Genomic DNA, 21,270 nt, shown 5'->3' on the forward strand with positions numbered 1-21,270 from the left:
AACTAGAACCGTTATCATCTAGTGAGTGAAGTGTTTTTTAGTACACTTAAATTGGGTGGTACCACGGTATACACATCGTCCCTGTTGCATTTAGATGCAGCAGGGATTTTTTTATTGGTCAAAAAATGGAGGGGAACGGAATGAAGAAGGTTAGTACATTAGAAGCAAGTATTGTTTTGGTAATTATGCTGTCCATCATGGGAATCGGCGTGATTAAATTTGGATTATCTCCACAAACACCGGTGTTATTAGTTTTAGGATTGATTACAATCTGGGCTAAAATTAGAGGCTTCGAATGGGAAGATGTTAATACGGGAATTAAAAATGGAATTGAAACGGGAATTATTCCAATTTTTATTTTTATATTAGTGGGCGCACTAATTAGTGTGTGGATTGCAGCAGGAATTATCCCGACGCTGATGGTGGTTGGTTTTAAGTTAATTAGTGCCAGCTGGTTTGTTCCTTCGGTATTTGTAGTTTGCGCATTGGTTGGAACATCTGTTGGTTCAGCCTTTACGGTCATGTCAACAGTCGGAATTGCTTTCTTTGGCATGGGGGTGACGATGGGAATTAATCCGGCATTAGTTGCAGGTGCAATTATTTCGGGCGCAATATTTGGTGATAAGTGTTCACCACTTTCCGAATCAACGAACCTCTCGGCCGCGGTTGTTGATGCTGATTTGTTTGATCATATCAAAAACTTAATGTGGTCAACAGTTCCGGCATTTGTGGGAGCACTAATTCTTTTTGGTATTTTTGGCGCAGGTGAAGCTCAAAGCGTCGACATGAGTAAGATTAATCAAACCGTAACGGTACTAGAACAACATTTTAACGTCAATTTTTGGGTAGTTATTCCAATCGCATTAATGTTTATTTGTGCCTGGATGCGAATCCCCGCTGTACCAACGTTGTTTATGAATATTGGGGTATCGGTAATTTTTGTTTTTATTTCAACACCTAAAATTACGTTAAGTCAAATTGCTTCAATAATCGAAAGTGGGTTTGTTTCTAAAACGGGAAATGCGAGTGTAGACCAGCTCCTCACGCGTGGTGGAATCGCCAGTATGATGGGAACCGTTTCGTTAATCGTGGTGACGTTGTCACTGGGTGGAATTTTAGTACATCTAGGATTAATTGAACGGGTGATGGAGCCAGTGGCAAGAAGATTAAACAGTGATGGGAAATTAATTTTTGCAGTAATCTGTAGTGCGATTGGCGTTAATATCTTTATTGGTGAGCAATTCTTATCTGTTATACTACCAGGAAAGGCATTTAAACCAACTTTTGAAAAAGTAGGATTAGCTAATGTCGCGTTGAGTCGAGCCTTAGAAGATGGCGGGACGGTAATTAATTACCTAGTTCCATGGGGAGTAGCAGGAACATTTGCGGCAAACACATTTCATGTTGCAACGTTAAACTACCTACCTTTTGTATTCTTTAGTTTGTTGTCACCAGTCTTTTCAATCATCAGCGGTTTTACAGGAATTGGAATTAAACACGTCAATTCGAAAAATCAGTAATAGAATATTCATGTATATAAAAGAGGGCCGATAAAATCAATTTATCGGCCCTCTTTTAAATGCTGACAGTTTTACGATATTTGATGATGTACTAGGAAGTCACTCAATTTTTGAGCAATGGTGATTGATCCGTTTACGTCGGGATGAACACCATCGATAGTTTCAATATTCCAATCTTTAGTTGGAATAATTGAAATATTTAATGTCTCAGAAACACTAGTAATGCTTTCAACATGGGTTTGGTCAAAAGGCACGATAACAAATAATTTAGAACTGCTGAACTTCGATTGAACTTCACGCATGAATTGCATAAAGAAGGGTTGGAAGAGACTTTCCTCAAATTTTTTATCATTGGTTCCTAGATTAATAAAAACCATGCTCGGGTTGACCGCAGGAGCGGTAATATTGAAATCGACATAATTAATGAAACGTGGCGCCGCTGGAACACCGCCAGTTCCATAGCATAATATACCGGCGGCACTGTAAGCGATGCGGTAATCTTCCCAATTAAACATTTGTGATAAGAGCGCGGCATAGTTAATATCGGCGCCGTAATCAATTGAAGGATGTGAACCCCTGACCCAGCAACCAGCGGTAATGGAATCGCCAATAAATGCTACTAAAGGACCGCTGGGCTTGATCGGGTGAAGCACACCGTTTTTGGAAGCACGAATGGATTTAATAGCTAACCCTTGGTTTCCTTGCCAAACATCATCAGCATCGGTATTTCCCGTAAAAACAATGCGAATCAAATGGCTGTGGCTATGATTTAACTCAAATCTGATGGTAGCTTTATCTAGAGAAACAAGCTGAAGTTGATGATCAATATCGATACTCAGTGTTTGGGGTGTTTCAAGGTCTGGAAGAATGGTTTGAAGTTCAAAGTAAGTACTGTCCTCTATTTGAAAGAGAATCTCGGCACCGAGATTAGTGGTGTACATTATCGGTGTATCTTGAAAACGGCGTTGAACCCAGCGCCCCATAAAGTATACATTTGCAATTGAATTATTTGATAAGGTATTGACATAATCAGTCATCGTTTAAGTGCCCCTTATAAGTTAACCAGGATTGTACATACATTCGATTTCATGGTCGTTAATTAAGCCAATTCCCTGCATAAAGGAATAAGTGGTGACCGGGCCGACAAACTTAAAACCACGTTTTTTTAAGTCCGCTGAGATTTTTTCAGAAAGTGGTGTTTTAGCATGAACCTCTTCCGGGATTCGGATATGATCATTAATTTGATGATTATTAACGAATTTCCATATGTAATTATCGAAGCTACCAAATTCATTTTGAACTTCAATAAAGGCTTTTGCATTTGAAATAGTAGCTGATAGCTTTCCACGATGTCTTAAAATATCTGGATTTTGCATCAACTGATCAATATCTTCATCGGTCATTGCTGCGACTAAATGAACTTCAAAATTATGGAACGCCACCTTAAATGCTGCGCGTTTATTAATAATAGTGTTCCAACTTAATCCCGCTTGATAACCCTCCAAGCAAAGCATTTCAAAAATATAACGATCATCATGAGATACTTGCCCCCACTCGTTTGCGTGATAGGCTTGCATTAGGTCGGAAGTTCCTCTAGCCCAAGTACAGATAAAATTATCATTCATTTTAAAAATCTCCGTTCTAAATAAAAAAGCTTTCAATCCCCTAAAAGAAATTAAAAACAATTAGTTAATTAGCTTAATTTTAGCACATTTAGACTTCATGATCGTAACCGTTAAATGAAAGATTTAAAACAACGGCGGTAATGCTGGCAACAACAATTCCGTTTGTCATGAGCATTTGAACCGTTTCAGGCAAAGCACGGTATAACTGAGGATAGACCGTTGATCCGAGGCCCATGCCGATGGAAAGTGAAACAATTAAAATATTTTTAGTTTGATTAAAATTAACTTGTTGAAGAATACGGACACCTTGGATTCCTACGATTCCGAACATGACGAGCATTGCTCCACCAAGGACACTTGTTGGAACAATGGTTGCGATGGCACCTGCCTTGGGCAAAAGACCCAACAGAATCAGAAATCCAGCGGCATAGTAAATTGGTTTCCGGCTTTTAACTCCAGAAAGTTGTAATACACCAACGTTTTCGGAGAACGTTGAGTAAGGGAAGGTATTAAAAATACCACCCAAAATTGCTGCAATTCCCTCGGAACGATACCCACGTTTCAGGTCATCTTGAGTAATGTCTTTTCCCACGAGGTCGCCTAAAGCAAAGAAGACACCGGTTGATTCAATCATCGTAGTCAAGGTCACCATAATCATGGTTAATATGGCGGATAGTTTGAATGTGGGAACTCCAAAATAAAATGGTTGTGGTAAATGAAACCATCCGGCTTGAGCAACGGGTGTCAATGATACCATTCCCATGAAACCGGCAATCCCAGTTCCGATTAGGATTCCGATTAGAATGGCAATTGATCGGAAAAAACCCCGGCCCCAGACGTTAACTCCAACAATAACGATGACGGTGATTAAGCCAACGAGTAAATTTCTGAGATCGCCGAATGATTTAGCCGCGATGTCCCCTCCGCCAATATCTTGAAACGCAACGGGGATCAAAGTGAAACCAATGACAGTGATAATGGATCCAGTGACGATCGGCGGGAAAAGCCCTTTAATTTTCGAGAAAAGATCACCAATTAAGATTACAAATAATCCAGAAGCAATTATTGCCCCATACATAGCAGTAATCCCCAAGGTACCACCGATCCGTTCTAGTGGCTGTACAGCTTGAATGGCACAGCCAAGAACGACCGGTAGACCGATCCCGGTGAGGGCCGTTTTTTTAACTTGTAAGAGTGTCGCAATACCACACATGAATATATCGACGGATACTAAGTAGGTCATCTGCGCGGCAGTGAAGTGTAAAAATCCACCAATTAAAAGTGGGACGATGACATCGCCAGAATACATTGCAAGTAGATGCTGGAATCCTAGGATTGCGGCTTTACCCTCGGTTAGTTTAGGCGTAATTTCGGTTACCGGAGCCGCCTTGTAATTAGAATCGTTTGTTTTCATTAAAACTTATCCTCGTTTTCATAGTTTTCAAATCAATATGAAATCGAGCCTATAAAAAAATAAATAGCTGTGGCAAAGAGAACTTGCCACAGCCTTATAATAATTGTAAATTAGTCTTCCTATAGTCTAACGTTTACGGCGTTAGGTAGAAACTGTCAACCAGATCAAGACATTATATAGGCTTTGTTTTATTTGATTGTGACTGAAATTTTAACATATAAAAAATAATGAAACAAGTTAACTAAAAATGAGTGAGATATTTTTCGATGGAATTGGAGAAAGAATCAATTCGATTTATAATGATGGAGAAAAGAATTATAAGGAGATAAAAATGAAGATACTAGTTGCAGGTTTAGACCGCAAAGTTTCAAAAGAGGCGCTAAGTGATAAAACGCAATTTGAAGTGGTTAATAAAATCGAAAACGGGAATTATGACGTACTATATATTGATATGATTCATATTGGAATGGATGAAGAATTTGAACAACTAGCTGACCGAATTGAGGATGGAAAAATTAAAATTCGGAAGATTGTATTTTTGGCAACCGCCGGAATGGATAAGGAGATTAGTCCAGAATGGTTGGGGGATGGTAGACAGGTAAAAGAGCTGATACTTGAGGTACAGTATGTTGCTAAACTTGTGGATGAAACAGAAATCCCTTATACAATTTTACGTCCGGTTGAAGTTCAAGATGAAGTTCAAGAAGTCGAAATTATTGCTGAAGGAGAAAAAATAGTTAACGCAAAAGTTTCCAAAAAAGGCTTAGAAAATCTTATTAAACAGGCAATTTTAACAGATGACTACCTTAATCAATCGATCGGCATCGCGAATAAAAGTTAGGAGAAAATATGACACTTCAAATAATGTATGGACCGGCAAGTGCCGACCATTTAGACGGCATTGCTCAAAAAGTGGTTGAAATTCAGCGCAGAGATAAGCAGGCCTTAGTATATTACTTAGTTCCGAATCATATAAAATTTCAATCTGAAATTCAACTGCTTCAGAAGTTGCGACAAAAAAAAGAAATTACCGGGCATATTTTTGCAGAAAAAGATGTCCAAATTTTGTCAATCAGTCGACTAGCTTGGTTCTTTTTACGAAATAGTAGTATTTATCAGTATCCAAGATTGACCGGTTCAAGTACGAACATGTTGTTATACAGAGTAATATTGGAACATCAAGATGAGTTAATTTTATTCCATAATATTGACGCTCAATTGGGGCTGGTGCAAGAGATTGCACGACAATTAACCGAGTTTAAACAGGGAAATGTTAGTCCCGAAAATTTGGAGCAAGTTATTGATAAAATTGGCGAAAATGAAGACGTAGGCATGGATTTATCAGCTAAATTACATGATCTGAACATCATCTATACTGCTTATGACGAGGCGATTCAAAGCCAGTTTATCGATAGTAGCGATATTACGCGTGCGCTTACTGATGAACTTGCTAATTTAGATTTAACGGGGCAAAACTTTATCATCAGTGGATTTTCTAACTTTTCTGCGGAAGAAATGCGACTACTTCAGACAATGATGATGTCCAACGCCAATGTTTTGCTTGATCTGACAATGAACCAGTACCCATCCATGAAAAATATTTCAGAAAATAGTTTGTTTTTTGAAAACGAAAGAATTGTTTTCAAAATTAATGAGTGGTGCAATGAAAACGGCGTGAAAGTTGAGTCGCCGATTCAAATAAGAGAATCACGGGTCGGTCAAAATTTGAGAGAGCTCGAACAATATTGGATTGATTCAACTAGGGGACAGTCCGGAAAGCAGTCTCCAAAAAAGGTAGATAAAATTAGCATCTTTCAGTCAAATAGTCGTTACGCGGAAGTTGAACATGTAGCAACGTTAATTCGACAAAAAATGGCAGCAGATCCAACGCTCAAATTTTCTGATTTCTCGGTTCTGACTCGTCATTTAGATGATTACGCGACAATCGTGCGACCGATATTTGATCAATTGGAACTACCTATATTTTACGATTTACAAATTGCAATGAAAAACCATCCACTTCTAGAATTGATCAATGCGCTATTTGATATTAAGAATCGTAATTTCCGCTATGAAGATGTTATGCGTTTATTGAAGACGGGACTACTTTGTCCAGAAGAAGATGACATGGCGGAGTCTGAATTTATGAAGAGTGTCTATATCACTGAGAATTACGTTTTGAAACAAGGCATATATGGACATCAATGGCTACAAAAAAAAGCTTGGAAATATAGTAGATTCAATGATTTAGATCGAGACCAGCAAACTGACGAAGAGACCGACATAAATCGAAGAATTAACTTAATTAAAAAATACGTATCAGATACGGTGATGCCTTTTTTCAATAATTTATCTACTGTTAAAAGTGGGGCAGAAGCTGCAAAAGCTCTCTATCAGTTTTTAATTGATAATCATGTTGACCAGTGTTTATTAAAATGGCGCGATCGGTGGATTGATGAAGGTAATCTGGCGAAAGCCGCTGAACCAGAGCAAGCGTGGGAAACATTTATTCAAATGCTGGATGAGTTTGTTGAGATACTAGGCGATCAGCCATTCGACCCAACTAATTTTATGGGTCTTTTAAATGCAGGATTTGAAGGTGCTACATATTCACAAATTCCATCAACGTTAGATCAAATTTTAATTTCCGAGACGGGAATGGTTCAAATGATGGATCGAAAAATCGTCTTCATAATTGGAGCGACGGATCGAGTGATGCCTGAGCAAGTTTCCGACAGTGGCTTTATCGACCAAGACGGTAAAAACGAAGTTACTGAATATTTAGATGAAGATCAATTTTTAAGTGTTAGTACTGAACGACAAATGCGCCAAGAGCCGTACTTGAATTACCTAACCTTTATGATCGGTTCGGACGAATTAATCTTTTCATGCCCTAAAAGTGGCAACGATGGAGCAGAATACAAAATATCACCGTATGTGGAACGGATTAAAAATCACTTTAAAATTGAAGTTCAGAATCTTCCTAGTCGACCAAGTTCGGATGATTCAACAATTGAACCTTTTGTTGGCTCCAAGCGAAGTACATTAAGTCATTTGGTTCAATATGCCCGGTCAGTCAACGAAACTAAACAAGAAGCAGACAGCCGCTGGAATTTAATTTTTAGTCTACTTAAAAAGAGTACAGTTAGTACCCTTGCGGATCACTTACTGAGCAGTCTGCGTTATAAGAATATTCCTAAAAAGTTAAAACCAGAAATTGTTACGGGTTTGTACGGGGATACCATTTACGCTTCTGTTTCTAAACTAGAAGAATTTTATCGCAATGAGTACTCTTACTTTTTGAAATACGGGTTAAAATTACAGGAACGAGAAACGGCTGATCTAAGTCCAGCCGACACAGGACAATACTTCCATGCCGCAATGGATAAGTTGGTGAAAATCATCAGCACCTCTGATTTGAACTTCAATGAAGTTAATCAAGACCAAATCAAAATGGTTACCAAAAATTTGTTAGAACAGATGCAAAATGATCAGCAATTTGAACAGTTTAATGGTACCTACCGGATGGGATATTTACGCCAACAATTGAATCAGACAATTCAGTCGATGGTGGAAGCTATTTTTAAGCAATTATCTCGGACACGAATGCGGCCGATTGCTTCGGAGCAAATGTTTGGTCAAATCGGATCGCAAAAAGGATTACCAGCGTTGAAGTTCAAAGTAGATGGAGATCGATCAATCAATGTACGAGGGAAAATTGACCGAATTGATAAAATTTCGATTGGACAAGAGGAGTATCTGGGGGTTGTTGACTATAAATCTAGTAGCCGAAAATTTGACTTTGCTGATGCATATTATGGGCTGGCAATGCAGATGTTGATGTATTTGGACGTTGTTCAACGGAACCGAAAACAAATTGATCCAGGCGAACAATCTAAAATTTCTAGTGCACTCTACATGATTTTTCAAGACCCACTGTTAAAGGCAAAGGACTGGAAAGATGATGATCCAGAAAAGTTAACCCAGGCATTATTCAAGAAATTTTCGTTAAATGGTTTTCTATTGGATGATAGTGAACTATTGAAAGAAATTGACAAAACGATTGAAGAAACTAGAAAGTCAGATGTGTATCCAATTGGCTTTACAACCAAAGGGGCGCTAACGAAAAATAGTTTAAATAGCATTGTTAGTGAAAATGAACTTCAAAATTTGATTAAACATGCTGAAGATAAGGTTATTGAAGCAGGGAAACGAATTTTTAATGGAGAACTCGATTTAAATCCAGTTCAGTGGTCAGATCGACGAACAGTTATGGAATATTCACCCTATAAAGAAGTTATGCAGTTTGATGCAATGCTGCCAGAAAATAATTACAATATAATAAAAAAACTTGATAAAGAAGAAGTTTTAAAACGAATTGAAGAGGAGCAAGAAGACTAATGGCAAGAGAGTATACAGTGAGTCAAAAGCAGGCAATCAATAGTTTCGGTCATAATATTCTTGTATCGGCTTCGGCAGGGTCCGGTAAAACTTCGGTTTTGGTTGAACGTGTTATCCAGAAAATCATCGGAGGCGAAGATGTCGATCGACTTTTGGTAGTGACTTTTACCGAAGCCGCCGCAAGCGAAATGAAGGAACGAATTCGAGCCGCAATTATTAAAAAAACTAATGAAGTGAAGGATATCGAACTCCAAAACCATTTATCAATGCAATTAAACAAGCTTAATAATGCCAACATTAGCACGTTACACGCATTTTGTATGGCAATAATTCGTAACTACTATTATGTAATTAATCTTGACCCCGCCTTTCGGATTATGGATACGACAGAAAGCGAGCTAATGAAAGAAAATGTGTGGGCCGATTTGCGCGAGGAATTATACGAACTAGATGAAGACGGTCAATTTGCTTTACTGACACGTAATTTTTCAAATGATCGCACTGACGATGGACTGCAAGATTTAATTTTGGAGCTGTTCGAGTTTTCAAATGCTAATCCCGACCCAGACGGCTGGTTAGATAAAATCGCTCAAAACTATGAAGTGGTTTCGGACAATGTAACTGATATGAAATTCACTAAAAAGTTGCTGGAAGAAGTAAAAACAACCTTAATTCGGATTTATCAAAAGGACTTGGAAATTGCAGAGCAAGCGGTTAATGGCGGAGAACCCTTAAAGAAAGCGGCTGATAATTTTCAAGAAGAAGTGGCGGAGATTAAGGCGATTATTGACAGCGACTTTCACGATTGGAACGCACTGCAACATAAAATAAACGCTGTTAAGTTTGCGCAATTACCACGGGGGAAGAAGGAAGAAGTTAAAGAGTTTAATGCATATGCTAAAGATATGCGAAATGAATTGAAATCTGACTTCAATGAATTGGCCGAAAAATACTTCAAATTAGACAATGAACAAATGATCGTGATATTCAAGGACGCATATCAATTAATGATGAAGTTAGTTGAAGTTCAGAAGCAATTTGCAAAACGCTTTTTGGATGAAAAGCTAGTCCGACGATCACTTGATTTTAGTGATTTGGAGCATTTTGCTCTCCAAATTGTGATGGATGATTCTGAAGAAGGACGTGCCGTTCGGCGAAGTTTTCAAAAAAAATTTAATGAAGTTATTGTTGATGAGTACCAGGATATTAATCCACTTCAAGAGACAATCTTAACTGCAGTCGCTCGCCGTGATCCTGGAAACATGTTCATGGTTGGTGATGTTAAGCAATCAATTTATGCTTTTCGAATGGCCGATCCAGGTTTGTTCATTGCTAAAAATAATCGTTTCAAAGATGATAATCAGCCGGATGAACGAATAATATTAGCTGAAAACTTTCGTTCGATGCAAAACGTGGATGACTTTACCAACTTAATTTTTAATCAAGTAATGGATACTGAAGTTGGAGAGATCGAGTATGACGATGATGCACAATTACAATTTGGTGCTAAATATTATCCAGATGAAGTTCAGAATAACACTGAAATTTTAATTTTTGATGATGGAAGTCGAGAGAATGGTGACGTTGACACACCTAGTTCGATTATTTCTGATAAAAATGATGGTCAGCTCCAAATGATAGCCCATCGAATTATTCAACTTTTTAACGAGGGGACTCAGGTCTATGACCGTGAGGAGCAAAAATTGCGTCCTTTGAAGTACAGCGACATTGCGCTACTTCATTCAACCGGTGGAAATAATCTTCAGATTGTAGATACGTTTAAAAAATATGGTATTCCAATTGAAGTTAATAATGCGCAGGATTATTTCCAGACAACCGAAGTTTCAGTCATGATGGCACTATTAAAAATTATTGATAATCCGTATCAAGATATCCCATTGGCCGCGGTCTTACGGTCACCAATTGTGGGGTTGGATGAAAATGAGTTGGCATTTTTACGAATTGGAAAAAAGAATGGCCACTATTACGAAGCCCTTTTATATTTTGAAAATGAGTTTCAAATTGACTATCAAAATGAATTTCAGGCTAACTTAAAGCGTAAAATAGATCAATTTCTACAACAGCTACATGAATTTAGTCGGTTGGCGCAACAATCGAACCTAGTTGATTTATTGTGGGAGATTTATGATCAAACGGGTTACCTGGATTATGTGGGTGGAATGCCGGACGGACCACAGCGTCAAAATAATCTTCATGCACTTTATGACCGAGCTAGAGGCTATGAAGAATCTAGCTTTAAGGGGCTTTTTCAATTTGTTCGGTTTGTCGAAAAAATGCGCAATAAAAATAAAGATCTCGCTGAAAATCCGGTTATAACGGATGCGGAATCTGTTAAATTGATGACAATTCACGGAAGCAAGGGGTTGGAATTTCCAATTGTATTCTTAATTGACGCAGAACACGGATTTAATAACGCGGACTCTAAGGGACGGTACGTATTAGATCGAGATGCGGGAATGGGAATTACAGTCAAAGACTTTATTCATCGTTTGGAAATTGACACCCTTCAAAAAAATTGGATTATTAATATTAAAAAGAAAAAAATGTTAGCGGAAGAGCTGCGAGTATTGTACGTGGCGTTAACTCGGGCACAGCAAAAATTGATTGTCACTGGTGCGGTAAAATCTCAAACAGATGCGTTAAAGAAGTGGGCAGCAGCAACCGACACGAGTCAATTACTGATCGATGCAGACCAACGATCAAAAGTTAATAACTTTTTAGATTGGATTGGGATGTCCGTAATGCGAACTCCTGACGTAATTGAAGAATATGCAGAATTTGCGGGTCGAGAATTGACGGGACTACGCCTTCCAAAGATTAAAATGGAATTCATGACCGTTCAGGATTTACAAGGTCAACGTGAAATAACTGCGGATGTGACGAGTACATCAACGATGTTACAAAAGGTGAACATTGACGATGATTTAGATAATTCCAATAAAATTAAAGCGATTCTTGATTTTAAATATCATGATGAAGATGCCACAAAAACAACAGCGTACCAATCTGTTTCGGAAATTAAGCGAGTTTTTGATGATCCGGATAAGCTCGAACTGAATTTCAGTGAGGTTGGGGCAGACCAGAAGATAAAGACGCAAAATCGCTATGTTACCGATAGCCTTCAAAAGCCGCGATTTATGAATGAAGTTGCCCAACCTAAACCCACGGAAATTGGGACCGCAACTCATTTAATTTTACAACAACTCGATTTAAGGCAGTCGGTGACCGAGGTCGTGATTAAGGATAAAATTGTTGAGTTAGTGATGGCACGGGTACTGGATGAAGCGGTGGCTAAAAAAATTAAAATATCAACAATTTTGACCTTTTTTGAGAGTGAATTGGGTCAATTGATGCTGGCTCACCCAACGAATGTTCATCGTGAGGAGGCGTTCTCGCTGTTACTTCCAGCTAAGGGTCTATTTCCAAGTGTTAAAGGCGACGAGGATGTATTAATTCACGGAATTATTGATGCGTATTTTGAGATGGATCAACGCGTAATTCTGCTTGATTACAAAACTGATTTTGTTTTGCCGGGAAGCGTGGATCAAGGAATAAAATCAATTATTGACCGTTATCAGGGTCAGGTTAATCTATATGCGCAAGCGCTAGAAAATATTCTTGGAAAACCAGTTAGTGAGAAATATTTGTATTTACTTTCGATTGGCAAGTTGGTAGAAATTCAGTAACGAATCTTGGAAGTGGAAAATCGGGCCACTTCTTTTTTATTAAAATGGTAATGTAGGTCATTAATTAGTATTAGGTAATTAAAAAATAGTTCATTGAATAATGATAGCGATTCATTTTAGCAAGGGTATTTAAGTAGGGTTTAAGTTCGAAAGCGAAATGTGTGGATAACTGTGGAAAACTTTGTTAATAACTCAAAGGGCAGCATAAAACTTGTACACAAAAGTTATTAAATAAGTCTTAAGAGCTGTCGAAAAGTTATCCACAGGCTTGTGTGGGAACTGTGGACAAAAAAATATGTAAAAATATTTTTGACTTTAAAATGCCGGTATCATAGCGTTGGCAGCGTGTAAATTGTAACAAAAATGAAGTTGACGATCTGTGGATAACTAAAAAAACGGTTGACAAAAACTTATCCACAAATATGGTATCGAACATAAATTCGACCCAATATATTGTGAGTTGTTTTTTACACCTGTGGAAAACTTTGTTAATAACTCAAAAAAGGATGTGCAAAAACGGTGAATATAAAAATCATAGTTGTGGGAAAACTAAAAGAAAAATATTTGAAGCAGGGAATTGCAGAATATGCTAAAAGACTTTCAAAATTCTGTAAATTTCAAATTATTGAGGTAGCGGATGAAAAAGCGCCCGAAAGTTTGAGTGAGGCGCAGATGGAAGATGTAAAAAATAAAGAAGGCGAGCGAATTTTATCCAAAGTTAAAGATCGTGATTACGTTTTTACTTTAGAAATTAAAGGAAAGGAACGATCGTCTGAAGAACTTTCCGCTGAAATGGCTAAGTTGGCAACATATGGTAACTCGGATATTACTTTTATTATTGGCGGTTCGTTAGGATTAAGCTCGGATGTAATGAAACGCTCAAACTCAGCGATTTCGTTTGGACGATTTACTCTGCCACATCAATTAATGCGATTGGTGTTAACGGAACAAATTTATCGATCGTTTATGATTCAGGCAGGAAGCCCTTATCATAAGTAAATTGCAATGCTAGAGAGAATAGCGTTACAAATAGGTGATGAAGATATAGTATTTTCACATGGAGATGTGGTTATGTTCGCACAAACTTTAAAATTCAAACGGATGGAATTAGGTATAACTCAACAACAATTGGCTGATCGGCTTTTTGTATCGCGGCAAACCGTTTCAAGCTGGGAAACTGGAAGAAACTTACCAAATATTGACACACTAAATTTGATTGCTGAGTGTTTAAACGTCTCGCCGAACTATTTACTTAATGGGGATGCATATTTTGAAACTTCAAGTTTAAGTTCCTTCTCACTGATGCTTTTAGTGATCATTAGGTTAGGGGCCGCTACATCAACTGAAACTTTGAAAAGAACCGACATTTTAATCGTGCTAATGCTATTTTTCATTGCTTATACTTATTTTTCTAAAAAATTAATACGAATGAAGGCACCTTTAGGTATTGGGCTTGGAATAGTAATGATTTTGATGTCATTCTTTTTAAATTTTAAAGCAGATTTTATTTTTCAACTATCCTATGTGGTTGTAGGAGCAATATTGATTAGCGAAAATACTTTTTTATTTTTAAAAAATAGAGGAAGATTTAATATGAAAAATAAAAACTGGTGGATTTTTAATATTGTGTTAGGAACTGTAAGTATAGGATTGGGTATATTAGTGCTTGTTCGAAAAGTTGATGGAGCTGGTCACATAGAGACAGTTGAATCGAAATTAATTGAGCTTTTAATACTTTTAATTTTTATGGGAATGATTTTAATGATTGAACTAATTGTTCACTTAATTTTGAATAAAATAAGAAGAATTTAACGAATAAAAAATGTGCCACGGCTTCTTTGCCGTGGCACATTTTTTGTATTAACGAACCTGATTGCGCTCTAATACATCGTCAATAATATCTTGAATACTGGTTAAAGCCATTTTCTGAAAGGCACTTTCTTGAATATCCGCATAAACGGCATTCAAGGTTTCTTGAATATTTCCGCCGACAACACATTGTGGGTTTGTTTTAGGATCCACGTGTAGCAGATTATGATCCATGTTGATGGCTTGATATACATCTAGTAGAGTGATTTGGTCTGCCGAACGAGTTAAAGCTGGATTGACGCTCCCTTGTCGAGTGGATATTAAACCAGCTTTTTTCAAATCAGACATTAAACTTCGAACGGTGCTGGCATTGGTTTCAATGCTACTTGCAATCATCTTACTGGATAAATCACCATTTTTATAAATATCCAAAAATGCCAAAATGTGGATTGCATCGCTCAGCTTGTAAGAATATTTCATTAAGTTCACCTGTATCTTATGATTTTAAAACTTCGTTAATTGCATCAGGAAGATTGGTCAACGTTCTCCCAAGAATATCTGCCAAAGCAGTTGTAGATTCATTTAGGGAACCGTCATCAATTGGTTCTTGAAATGATGCAAACAAGGTTGCTGAATTCTTGTCTAAACCAGTTTGTTCAAGCTCTTTAATGTAATCGGAATGAGAAACTTGTTTAATCGAAAAATCGTTGCCCGTAGCAGTTTGCAGAGCGGCACCGAGTTCGTTAAATGAATGTGATGGTCCCGCAAGTTCATAAATGCTCTCAGGATTTGGTTCTACTAAGATACGAGCGGCGGCTTCGGCATATTCGCGTTCAAGAGCAAAGCCTGCAGCGTTATTGGCCCAATAGGTGGCAGTTTTATTGTTAGCTCCCGCCTGTAGAAAGCCAATTTCATTTTCAAGATACCAATTATTACGAAGAAAAGTGTGAGCGAGACCACTTTCTTTGATTAAATTTTCGGTGCTTTTGTGATCGGAAGCGAGTGCACTTTTTGAGTTTTGCGCATTAGGGAAACTTGTATAGGCAACAAACTTAACTTGATTCATTTTAAGAGCTTCAACCATATTTTGATGTTGTTCAGCACGAGTAACTGGGCCGCCGGGTTGTGAAGAAATAAAAAGAACTCGATCAACGCCACGAAGAACTTCTTTCATTGAATTAACGTCGTCGTAGTCACCATAGCGAACTTCAACATCTCGAGGCAGCAGATTTTTTGCCTTGTCCAAATTTCTAGCAATGGCGATAACTTGATCACCAGAATCAACTAATTCTAATAAGTATTTAATGGCTTTTTGACCAAAACGTCCGGTCGAGGCAGTAATTGCATAATTCATGATGTTATAAATCTCCTTCACACTTGTATGTTTATTATTTACAGGTTCATTTTAACACTTGTAAATTTAAAATCAACAGGCCAACTTTGATTTTACAATAAATGCTGTTGGTTCAAAAAATTAATAATATTTTGAATAACCTGCTGGTGAATTTGATGGCGATCAACGCCGGGAGCATCTTTGAAGTAAATGCTGTCTTTATTTCGACGAGACTCGGGTAGAAAGATGTAATGACCAACATTAGGTGAGAGCTCCTTATATAAAGCATGTTGAATCAAATCTCGGTAGCGGTGGGCGTTTGTTTTTAGAGGAGCGATATGATCGTTATCCGCACCAATGATGAGGGTTGGAACGATGATTCGTTTAACCTGATCTGCGTTCACAAAACCAAGCCCCATCGCTGGAGATAATGCAACAATAGCCTTGAATCGTTGATCACGGAGCTCAATTGTGGGCGGAACAAGGTTCGCAACAAGCGGACGTAAATCCCCAATTTCTGGCAAAACAAATTCCGCTTGATTTTCCTTTAACTGGGCAGCAGCTTTCATGGCGTTAATACTTATTTCGGCTCCGGCTAAGGTTAGGACAGTATGACCGCCAAACGAAAAGCCGATGGCGCTGACACGGGATGCATCGATTTTTTCCTTTAATTCTTCTGCTAAGAGATGATTTAACACAAACGAAAGATCTAACGGACGTTCCCAGTAACGTACAAAATACTCTGGAATAGCGGTCGAAGAGCTGTTGCCATAGTGTTCGGGAGCGGCGACAATTGCCCCACAGGCAGCTAAAGCCTCAGCAATCCAGGCTAGACTCATTCGATTTCCACCGGTTCCGTGTGAAAGTAAAACTAATGGGCGTGGTGCTGGAAAGTTTTGGTAGCTAGGTTCCCAAATTTTCGTCGTGATTCGACGATTATTACGTGACGGGTCGATATAATTTTTTTGACGTGGCATGATATACCTCCTCGAAATAGTATATCAAAAGAATAAAAACTTAATGGATGATAATTAAAAATCAAGAAATTAGTTGATTTATTGTTATAATTAGAGTCTATTGATATCGTACGAAATAAATTAGAATTGGGAGCATCATGGAAACCAAAGACAAAAATATTAAAGTTACAATCCCTGCATCGGCATTGGTAAAAGTTGGAATGGAAAATGAAAATGAACTTCAGGTGAAGGTCAGAAACGGAACGTTGGTTTTGCAAAAAGAGGGGCATGCACACCCACTGAGACAAAAATACTTGGTGATTTGGCCGTTGATTGTATCTTTATCGGCTGGAATTGCGAGCTTAATCTACTGGTTAGTGCGAGGGATGTTTCAGATTCCTCTAACAGGGGATGAGTCAGTTGCCAGTTTAACGATTACCATTGGTGTAGTTACCGGAACGGTACTATTTATGGGCTTCTTTATCAGAAATCGGAATGATCCTAACAATAACTTTTCGAGTCGGATTTATTGGCGAAACTTTCCAGTAATTACCATCGCATTTATGATGATTTTGGCAATTGTATTGCTTGGGACGTTTTGGGTTTTTGGTTCACTTTTCCCAGATGCAACGTTTGATCCGTTCACTTCATTCTTGTTAACTTCAATTTTTATGTTCTTCGCGAATGCATTTATGATTTTAGCCGCATTTAAAATTAATGCGAGAACACTTTCGACAATTTTATCAGTAGTGATTATTTCAGGTGTGGTAATTTCAATGGCAAGTAATGGACGTCGTCGTTGGTGGGAGTATAACTTGAGTTTTTTGGGGACGAAGAATGCGCAACAGTCATGGCAATTTAATGTAACGCTTATTTTTTCGGCATTATTAATGATTGCACTGATTGATTATTTATTTGTTTCTTTAGAAGAGGTTTACAAGGATGCCCCGCGCCGACGGTTAAATTTATTACGTTTTTTATTAACGCTAACGGCACTAGACTTTGGCGCAGTGGGATTATTTCCCAACAACGCAAACTTTCATTCTTTACATGATGCGGTTGCCGGTGCATTAGTCACACTGCTGGTAATATTAATTATCGGAATTCGTTGGTTGCTACCAACAATTAGCCGAGATTTTTTACGCTTATCATATGGGGTGGCTGTCGCTCTGTTAGTTTTAGAAATGGGATTTCGGATTTTTATGTATCCGTCACTGACGGCATTTGAAATTCAAGCATTTGCGATTGCATTTGGCTGGTTGTTACTACTATTCTCGAAAATTCAAATAATGATTAACGAGGGACCAAAGACTTACAAAGCACAAATTGAAAAAAATAAAAATTAAGCAAGCCACTTTGAAAGCACCGGAATTTTTTCCTTTAACCACATGAAAGGACGAGTCCCAACAATATAATGGTGCATTTCAGGGGAGGCTTTTTTTATACAAATTAAAGAAAGAATAAAAAATGGGCTGGCAGGCATTAGTGGCATAATCGCGCCAATCGTTCCAATAATAACGTTTAGGAAAGCCGCTGTTGCCCAAAAAAGACGGGTAAACATAATCGTCATGTAGATATCATCTCCTTGATGGTTTAATTTATCACGGTTCAGAGTTTTAATCGAGCGTGAAGTATCACACTTAAATATTACTTAATCTCTTTAAATTTTTCTTCAAGAAGGAAGGCTGGAAAATGTTTAAAATAAATCGGTTACGTCAAATAACAGATCAAGAACTAGATCGGATAATGGAGATTTGGATTGAAGGTAATGTATCCGCACATGACTTCATTAGCCCAGTTTATTGGCAAAATAATAAAGAACTCGTTCGAAAAATGATTGCAGTCTCTACAATTTATGTCATTACGAAAAATGATGACCACATTGTTGGTTTTGCTGGTATTCAAAAAAATTATCTTGCAGGTATTTTTATTAAAAAAGATTTTCAAAATCAAGGGCTTGGAAAAGAACTATTAAATTGTATAAAATTAGATTATAATGAGTTATTCTTATCAGTTTATAATAAAAATCAAAGTGCCAAAGCTTTTTATCTAAAAAATCAGTTTACGCGTTCAACGAGTCAACTGGATAAAGCTACCGGTGAAATTGAAACGACAATGCATTGGCGAAAAGAGTGATCATAGTGGAAATTAGGACTTTGAAAGAAAGTGAGTTAGCCGCATTTTGGCAAGTAGCATATGCGAATCCAAATGCAGAATGGGTAAAATGGAATGGACCGTATTTTCACGATACCTTGCCAAAAAAATCAGAATTTTTAGGTGAGATCGGGAAAAAGTGGGCCGATGATCCATTTCATAAAGTAATTATTATTAATGGAAAAATAGTTGGTTCAGTAGGTGCATATTTTGCTGATGGAAGATTAAAACGATGGCTGGAAGTTGGCATCATTATTTATGCGGAAAATAATTGGGGAAAGCATATCGGTCGAGAGGCCTTGGCGCAGTGGATTACGTACTTATTTAAGGCTACCAACTTACCACATATTGGTTTTACGACCTGGTCTGGAAATGAGCGGATGATGCATGTCGGACAGGCATTGGGAATGCAGCTAGAAGGTCGCATTCGAAAGGTTCGTTACTGGAACAATCAGTATTTTGACTCGATTAAATATGGTGTTCTACGTGATGAATGGCTTGAACTTCAATTGAAGGAGGAACAAAGTGATGATAATTAAACCACATGCTTTGAAAATAGGGGATCAAGTCGCATTAGTCAGTTTATCCAGTGGCGTAATGGGAGAAGAATTTGCCGAACATGAAGTTAGGAAGGGTGAACAAAGGTTAAAAGAATTTGGGTTGCAACCGGTCTTTATGAAGAATTCAAGGAAGGGCATCAAATATCTAAGTGATCATCCTGAAGCTCGGGCCGAAGATTTAAAACAAGCTTTTATGTCGCCCAACATTAAGGGAATAATTTGTGCTATTGGTGGTGACGATACATATCGATTAATGCCATATTTAATGGAGGACAACGAGTTTATAACGGCCGTAAAGGAAAATCCTAAATTATTTTCCGGTTTTTCAGACACAACAATTGATCATCTGTTTTTGAATCGTTTAGGATTAGTTACATACTATGGCCCCAACCTATTAAATGATTTAGGTGAGTTGGACCAAGAAATGTTACCATACACGCACCAAGCTTTTCTGGGATACTTTGAAGATAGAACTTCAATTGAAGTTAAATCAAGTCCGGTTTGGTATGAAGAACGGACAGATTTCTCCGTATCCGCTTTAAATACACCTCGAATCCAGCATGATGAGAAACATGGTTATTTAGCTTTAAGAGGTAGTGGGCAGGTGAAGGGCAAACTATTTGGTGGTTGCATTGATAGTATCGGAGACGCGCTGTTGGGGGATCGCTATGACGATATGCCGGCAGTAATCTCAAAATATGATGTTTTTCCAGCCGGTAGTTTTTGGAAGGATCGGATTCTTTTTATTGAAACAAGTGAAGAAAAAATAAGTCCATCAAACTATCAAAAAATTTTAGAAGCTTTAGACCAGCGGGGTGTTCTTGAAAATGTTTCAGCAATGATTGTCGGTAAGCCACAAAATGAAGTTAATTTCGAGGAATATCAACAAGTTTTGCTAAAAGTTACCGAAAAATATCAGACGCCTATTTTGTATAACTTAAATTTTGGACATGCGTATCCAAGAACGGTCATTCCCTATAATTTACAAGCACAAATTGATTTCGATCAACGTCGGTTTTCGATTGAGGAACCATTTTTTAGTTGATTAAGCAGCTTTTGAATCAGTAACCTCGTCGAATGTAAAAGTGGTATTAATATTAATCAAACCAAAAACCTTAATCAAAAATGCAAAAAAGAGAGCTGTGACAAATGATAAGTCATAACTCTCTTTTGCTTGTATTATATAGTAGAACTAGGATCAAAAAGCCATAAAATTTTGTGGTTTTCCAACCCTCACGGGATTAGATCTGTCTATTTTAGGTAGAGCTGGTATGCATAACGTTTAGTATCAACTTCATTTTCGTCAATAAAATCAATAATTCCCCGGTATTCGAAACCGTTATTGGTAATCACCTTTTGCATAGCCTTATTTTTCAAATGTGTATCAATACGAAGCTCGTTATAACCAAGTTCGGTACTGATGGTGAAAAGGCCAGACATCATTTTTTCTGAAAGTCGTTGGCCTCGGAATTTAGAGGACATTGCAATTCGGTGAATCGACATGTAAGTATCGTCGGGATTGCCACGCCAGCTTCCATCGATAATATTATCGTAATTGACATCTTTATCAGGCCAGAGGGCAGCAGTTCCGGCGATGTTGCCGTCAACCATCAAAACGTAACTAATTTGTTGTTGGATGTCATTTTCGATATCTTGGTTGGTTGGATAGCCTGATTGCCATTGATTGATTCCTTGTTCTTTGAGGTAAGCTTTTGCCTCGCTGATAATTTCTAAAATAGCTGGTAAATCAGCCTTAGTTGCCTTACGCAAATAAGATGTTGTCATAGTAAA

At 37.8% G+C, this 21,270-nt stretch carries 18 protein-coding genes and 1 riboswitch; of the genes, 10 read left to right on the forward strand and 8 right to left on the reverse strand.

Annotated elements, in window-relative coordinates; all coding sequences use genetic code 11:
• The first annotated feature begins 140 nt into the window (after nt 1-140).
• Nucleotides 141-1,520, forward strand: coding sequence for a Na+/H+ antiporter NhaC (gene nhaC, locus IV81_RS04235; protein WP_057802599.1), 1,380 nt, complete (start codon nt 141-143; stop codon nt 1,518-1,520).
• 71 nt (nt 1,521-1,591) lie between these two features.
• Here nhaC and IV81_RS04240 read toward each other — a convergent pair whose 3' ends face one another.
• The 3 genes from IV81_RS04240 to IV81_RS04250 all read right to left on the reverse strand — a co-directional run bounded on the left by IV81_RS04240 (nt 1,592) and on the right by IV81_RS04250 (nt 4,559).
• Nucleotides 1,592-2,557, reverse strand: a complete 966-nt coding sequence (locus IV81_RS04240; RefSeq protein ID WP_057802600.1) for a GDSL-type esterase/lipase family protein — start codon at nt 2,555-2,557, stop codon at nt 1,592-1,594.
• Nucleotides 2,558-2,578: 21 nt separating this feature from the next.
• Nucleotides 2,579-3,145, reverse strand: coding sequence for a DNA-3-methyladenine glycosylase I (locus IV81_RS04245; protein WP_057802601.1), 567 nt, complete (start codon nt 3,143-3,145; stop codon nt 2,579-2,581).
• 88 nt (nt 3,146-3,233) lie between these two features.
• Nucleotides 3,234-4,559 carry a nucleobase:cation symporter-2 family protein gene (locus tag IV81_RS04250; RefSeq protein WP_057802602.1) on the reverse strand — a complete coding sequence of 442 codons (1,326 nt, stop codon included), beginning with the start codon at nt 4,557-4,559 and terminating at the stop codon, nt 3,234-3,236.
• Between the two features lie 102 nt (nt 4,560-4,661).
• A riboswitch (purine riboswitch) is annotated at nt 4,662-4,759 on the reverse strand.
• 131 nt (nt 4,760-4,890) lie between these two features.
• Here IV81_RS04250 and IV81_RS04255 point away from each other — a divergent pair.
• From IV81_RS04255 to IV81_RS04275, 5 genes are all read left to right on the forward strand, one after another.
• Nucleotides 4,891-5,400 carry an NAD(P)H-binding protein gene (locus IV81_RS04255; RefSeq protein WP_057802603.1) on the forward strand — a complete coding sequence of 170 codons (510 nt, stop codon included), beginning with the start codon at nt 4,891-4,893 and terminating at the stop codon, nt 5,398-5,400.
• Between the two features lie 8 nt (nt 5,401-5,408).
• On the forward strand, nt 5,409-8,960 hold the full coding sequence (locus tag IV81_RS04260; RefSeq protein WP_057802604.1) for a PD-(D/E)XK nuclease family protein: 3,552 nt from the start codon (nt 5,409-5,411) through the stop codon (nt 8,958-8,960).
• The gene (gene addA, locus IV81_RS04265) at nt 8,960-12,667 is read left to right on the forward strand and encodes a helicase-exonuclease AddAB subunit AddA (protein WP_057802605.1); all 3,708 of its coding nucleotides are present in this window, start codon (nt 8,960-8,962) and stop codon (nt 12,665-12,667) included. The genes IV81_RS04260 and addA overlap by 1 nt, the downstream gene beginning before the upstream one ends.
• Nucleotides 12,668-13,186: 519 nt before the next feature.
• A complete protein-coding gene (gene rlmH / locus IV81_RS04270) occupies nt 13,187-13,666 on the forward strand; it encodes a 23S rRNA (pseudouridine(1915)-N(3))-methyltransferase RlmH (protein ID WP_057802606.1) in 480 nt (159 codons plus the stop codon).
• A 72-nt stretch (nt 13,667-13,738) separates the two neighbouring features.
• The gene (locus IV81_RS04275; RefSeq protein WP_057802607.1) at nt 13,739-14,479 is read left to right on the forward strand and encodes a DUF3923 family protein; all 741 of its coding nucleotides are present in this window, start codon (nt 13,739-13,741) and stop codon (nt 14,477-14,479) included.
• Nucleotides 14,480-14,527: 48 nt separating this feature from the next.
• Here IV81_RS04275 and IV81_RS04280 read toward each other — a convergent pair whose 3' ends face one another.
• The 3 genes from IV81_RS04280 to IV81_RS04290 all read right to left on the reverse strand — a co-directional run bounded on the left by IV81_RS04280 (nt 14,528) and on the right by IV81_RS04290 (nt 16,786).
• Nucleotides 14,528-14,956 (reverse strand): Rrf2 family transcriptional regulator, encoded by a 429-nt coding sequence (locus IV81_RS04280; RefSeq protein ID WP_057802608.1) that lies wholly within the window; start codon nt 14,954-14,956, stop codon nt 14,528-14,530.
• Between the two features lie 16 nt (nt 14,957-14,972).
• A complete protein-coding gene (locus tag IV81_RS04285) occupies nt 14,973-15,830 on the reverse strand; it encodes an NAD(P)H-binding protein (RefSeq protein ID WP_057802609.1) in 858 nt (285 codons plus the stop codon).
• Nucleotides 15,831-15,922: 92 nt separating this feature from the next.
• Nucleotides 15,923-16,786, reverse strand: coding sequence for an alpha/beta hydrolase family protein (locus IV81_RS04290; protein ID WP_057802610.1), 864 nt, complete (start codon nt 16,784-16,786; stop codon nt 15,923-15,925).
• Between the two features lie 137 nt (nt 16,787-16,923).
• Between IV81_RS04290 and IV81_RS04295 the strand changes: the two genes are divergently transcribed.
• A complete protein-coding gene (locus IV81_RS04295; protein WP_057802611.1) occupies nt 16,924-18,111 on the forward strand; it encodes a DUF998 domain-containing protein in 1,188 nt (395 codons plus the stop codon).
• Here the strand turns inward: IV81_RS04295 and IV81_RS04300 are convergent.
• Nucleotides 18,108-18,335, reverse strand: coding sequence for a DUF454 family protein (locus IV81_RS04300; RefSeq protein WP_057802612.1), 228 nt, complete (start codon nt 18,333-18,335; stop codon nt 18,108-18,110). The genes IV81_RS04295 and IV81_RS04300 overlap by 4 nt on opposite strands.
• Nucleotides 18,336-18,457: 122 nt before the next feature.
• On the opposite strand from IV81_RS04300, the gene IV81_RS04305 reads away from it, so the two are divergent.
• Genes IV81_RS04305 through IV81_RS04315 form a run of 3 tightly spaced genes read left to right on the forward strand, consistent with a single transcriptional unit; the run spans nt 18,458 to nt 20,524 of the window.
• Nucleotides 18,458-18,901 (forward strand): GNAT family N-acetyltransferase, encoded by a 444-nt coding sequence (locus tag IV81_RS04305; RefSeq protein WP_057802613.1) that lies wholly within the window; start codon nt 18,458-18,460, stop codon nt 18,899-18,901.
• Entirely contained in the window at nt 18,901-19,458 is a 558-nt protein-coding gene (locus tag IV81_RS04310) for a GNAT family N-acetyltransferase (RefSeq protein ID WP_157059754.1), read from the forward strand. The genes IV81_RS04305 and IV81_RS04310 overlap by 1 nt, the downstream gene beginning before the upstream one ends.
• Nucleotides 19,451-20,524, forward strand: a complete 1,074-nt coding sequence (locus tag IV81_RS04315) for a S66 family peptidase (protein ID WP_057802650.1) — start codon at nt 19,451-19,453, stop codon at nt 20,522-20,524. The genes IV81_RS04310 and IV81_RS04315 overlap by 8 nt, the downstream gene beginning before the upstream one ends.
• Before the next feature lie 206 nt (nt 20,525-20,730).
• Here IV81_RS04315 and IV81_RS04320 read toward each other — a convergent pair whose 3' ends face one another.
• Nucleotides 20,731-21,264: a GNAT family N-acetyltransferase gene (locus tag IV81_RS04320; protein WP_057802614.1), complete on the reverse strand. Its 534-nt coding sequence runs from the start codon at nt 21,262-21,264 to the stop codon at nt 20,731-20,733.
• Nucleotides 21,265-21,270 lie beyond the last annotated feature (6 nt).

It is taken from the genome of Pediococcus stilesii (genome assembly GCF_001437075.1).
GTDB classification, from domain to species: domain Bacteria; phylum Bacillota; class Bacilli; order Lactobacillales; family Lactobacillaceae; genus Pediococcus; species Pediococcus stilesii.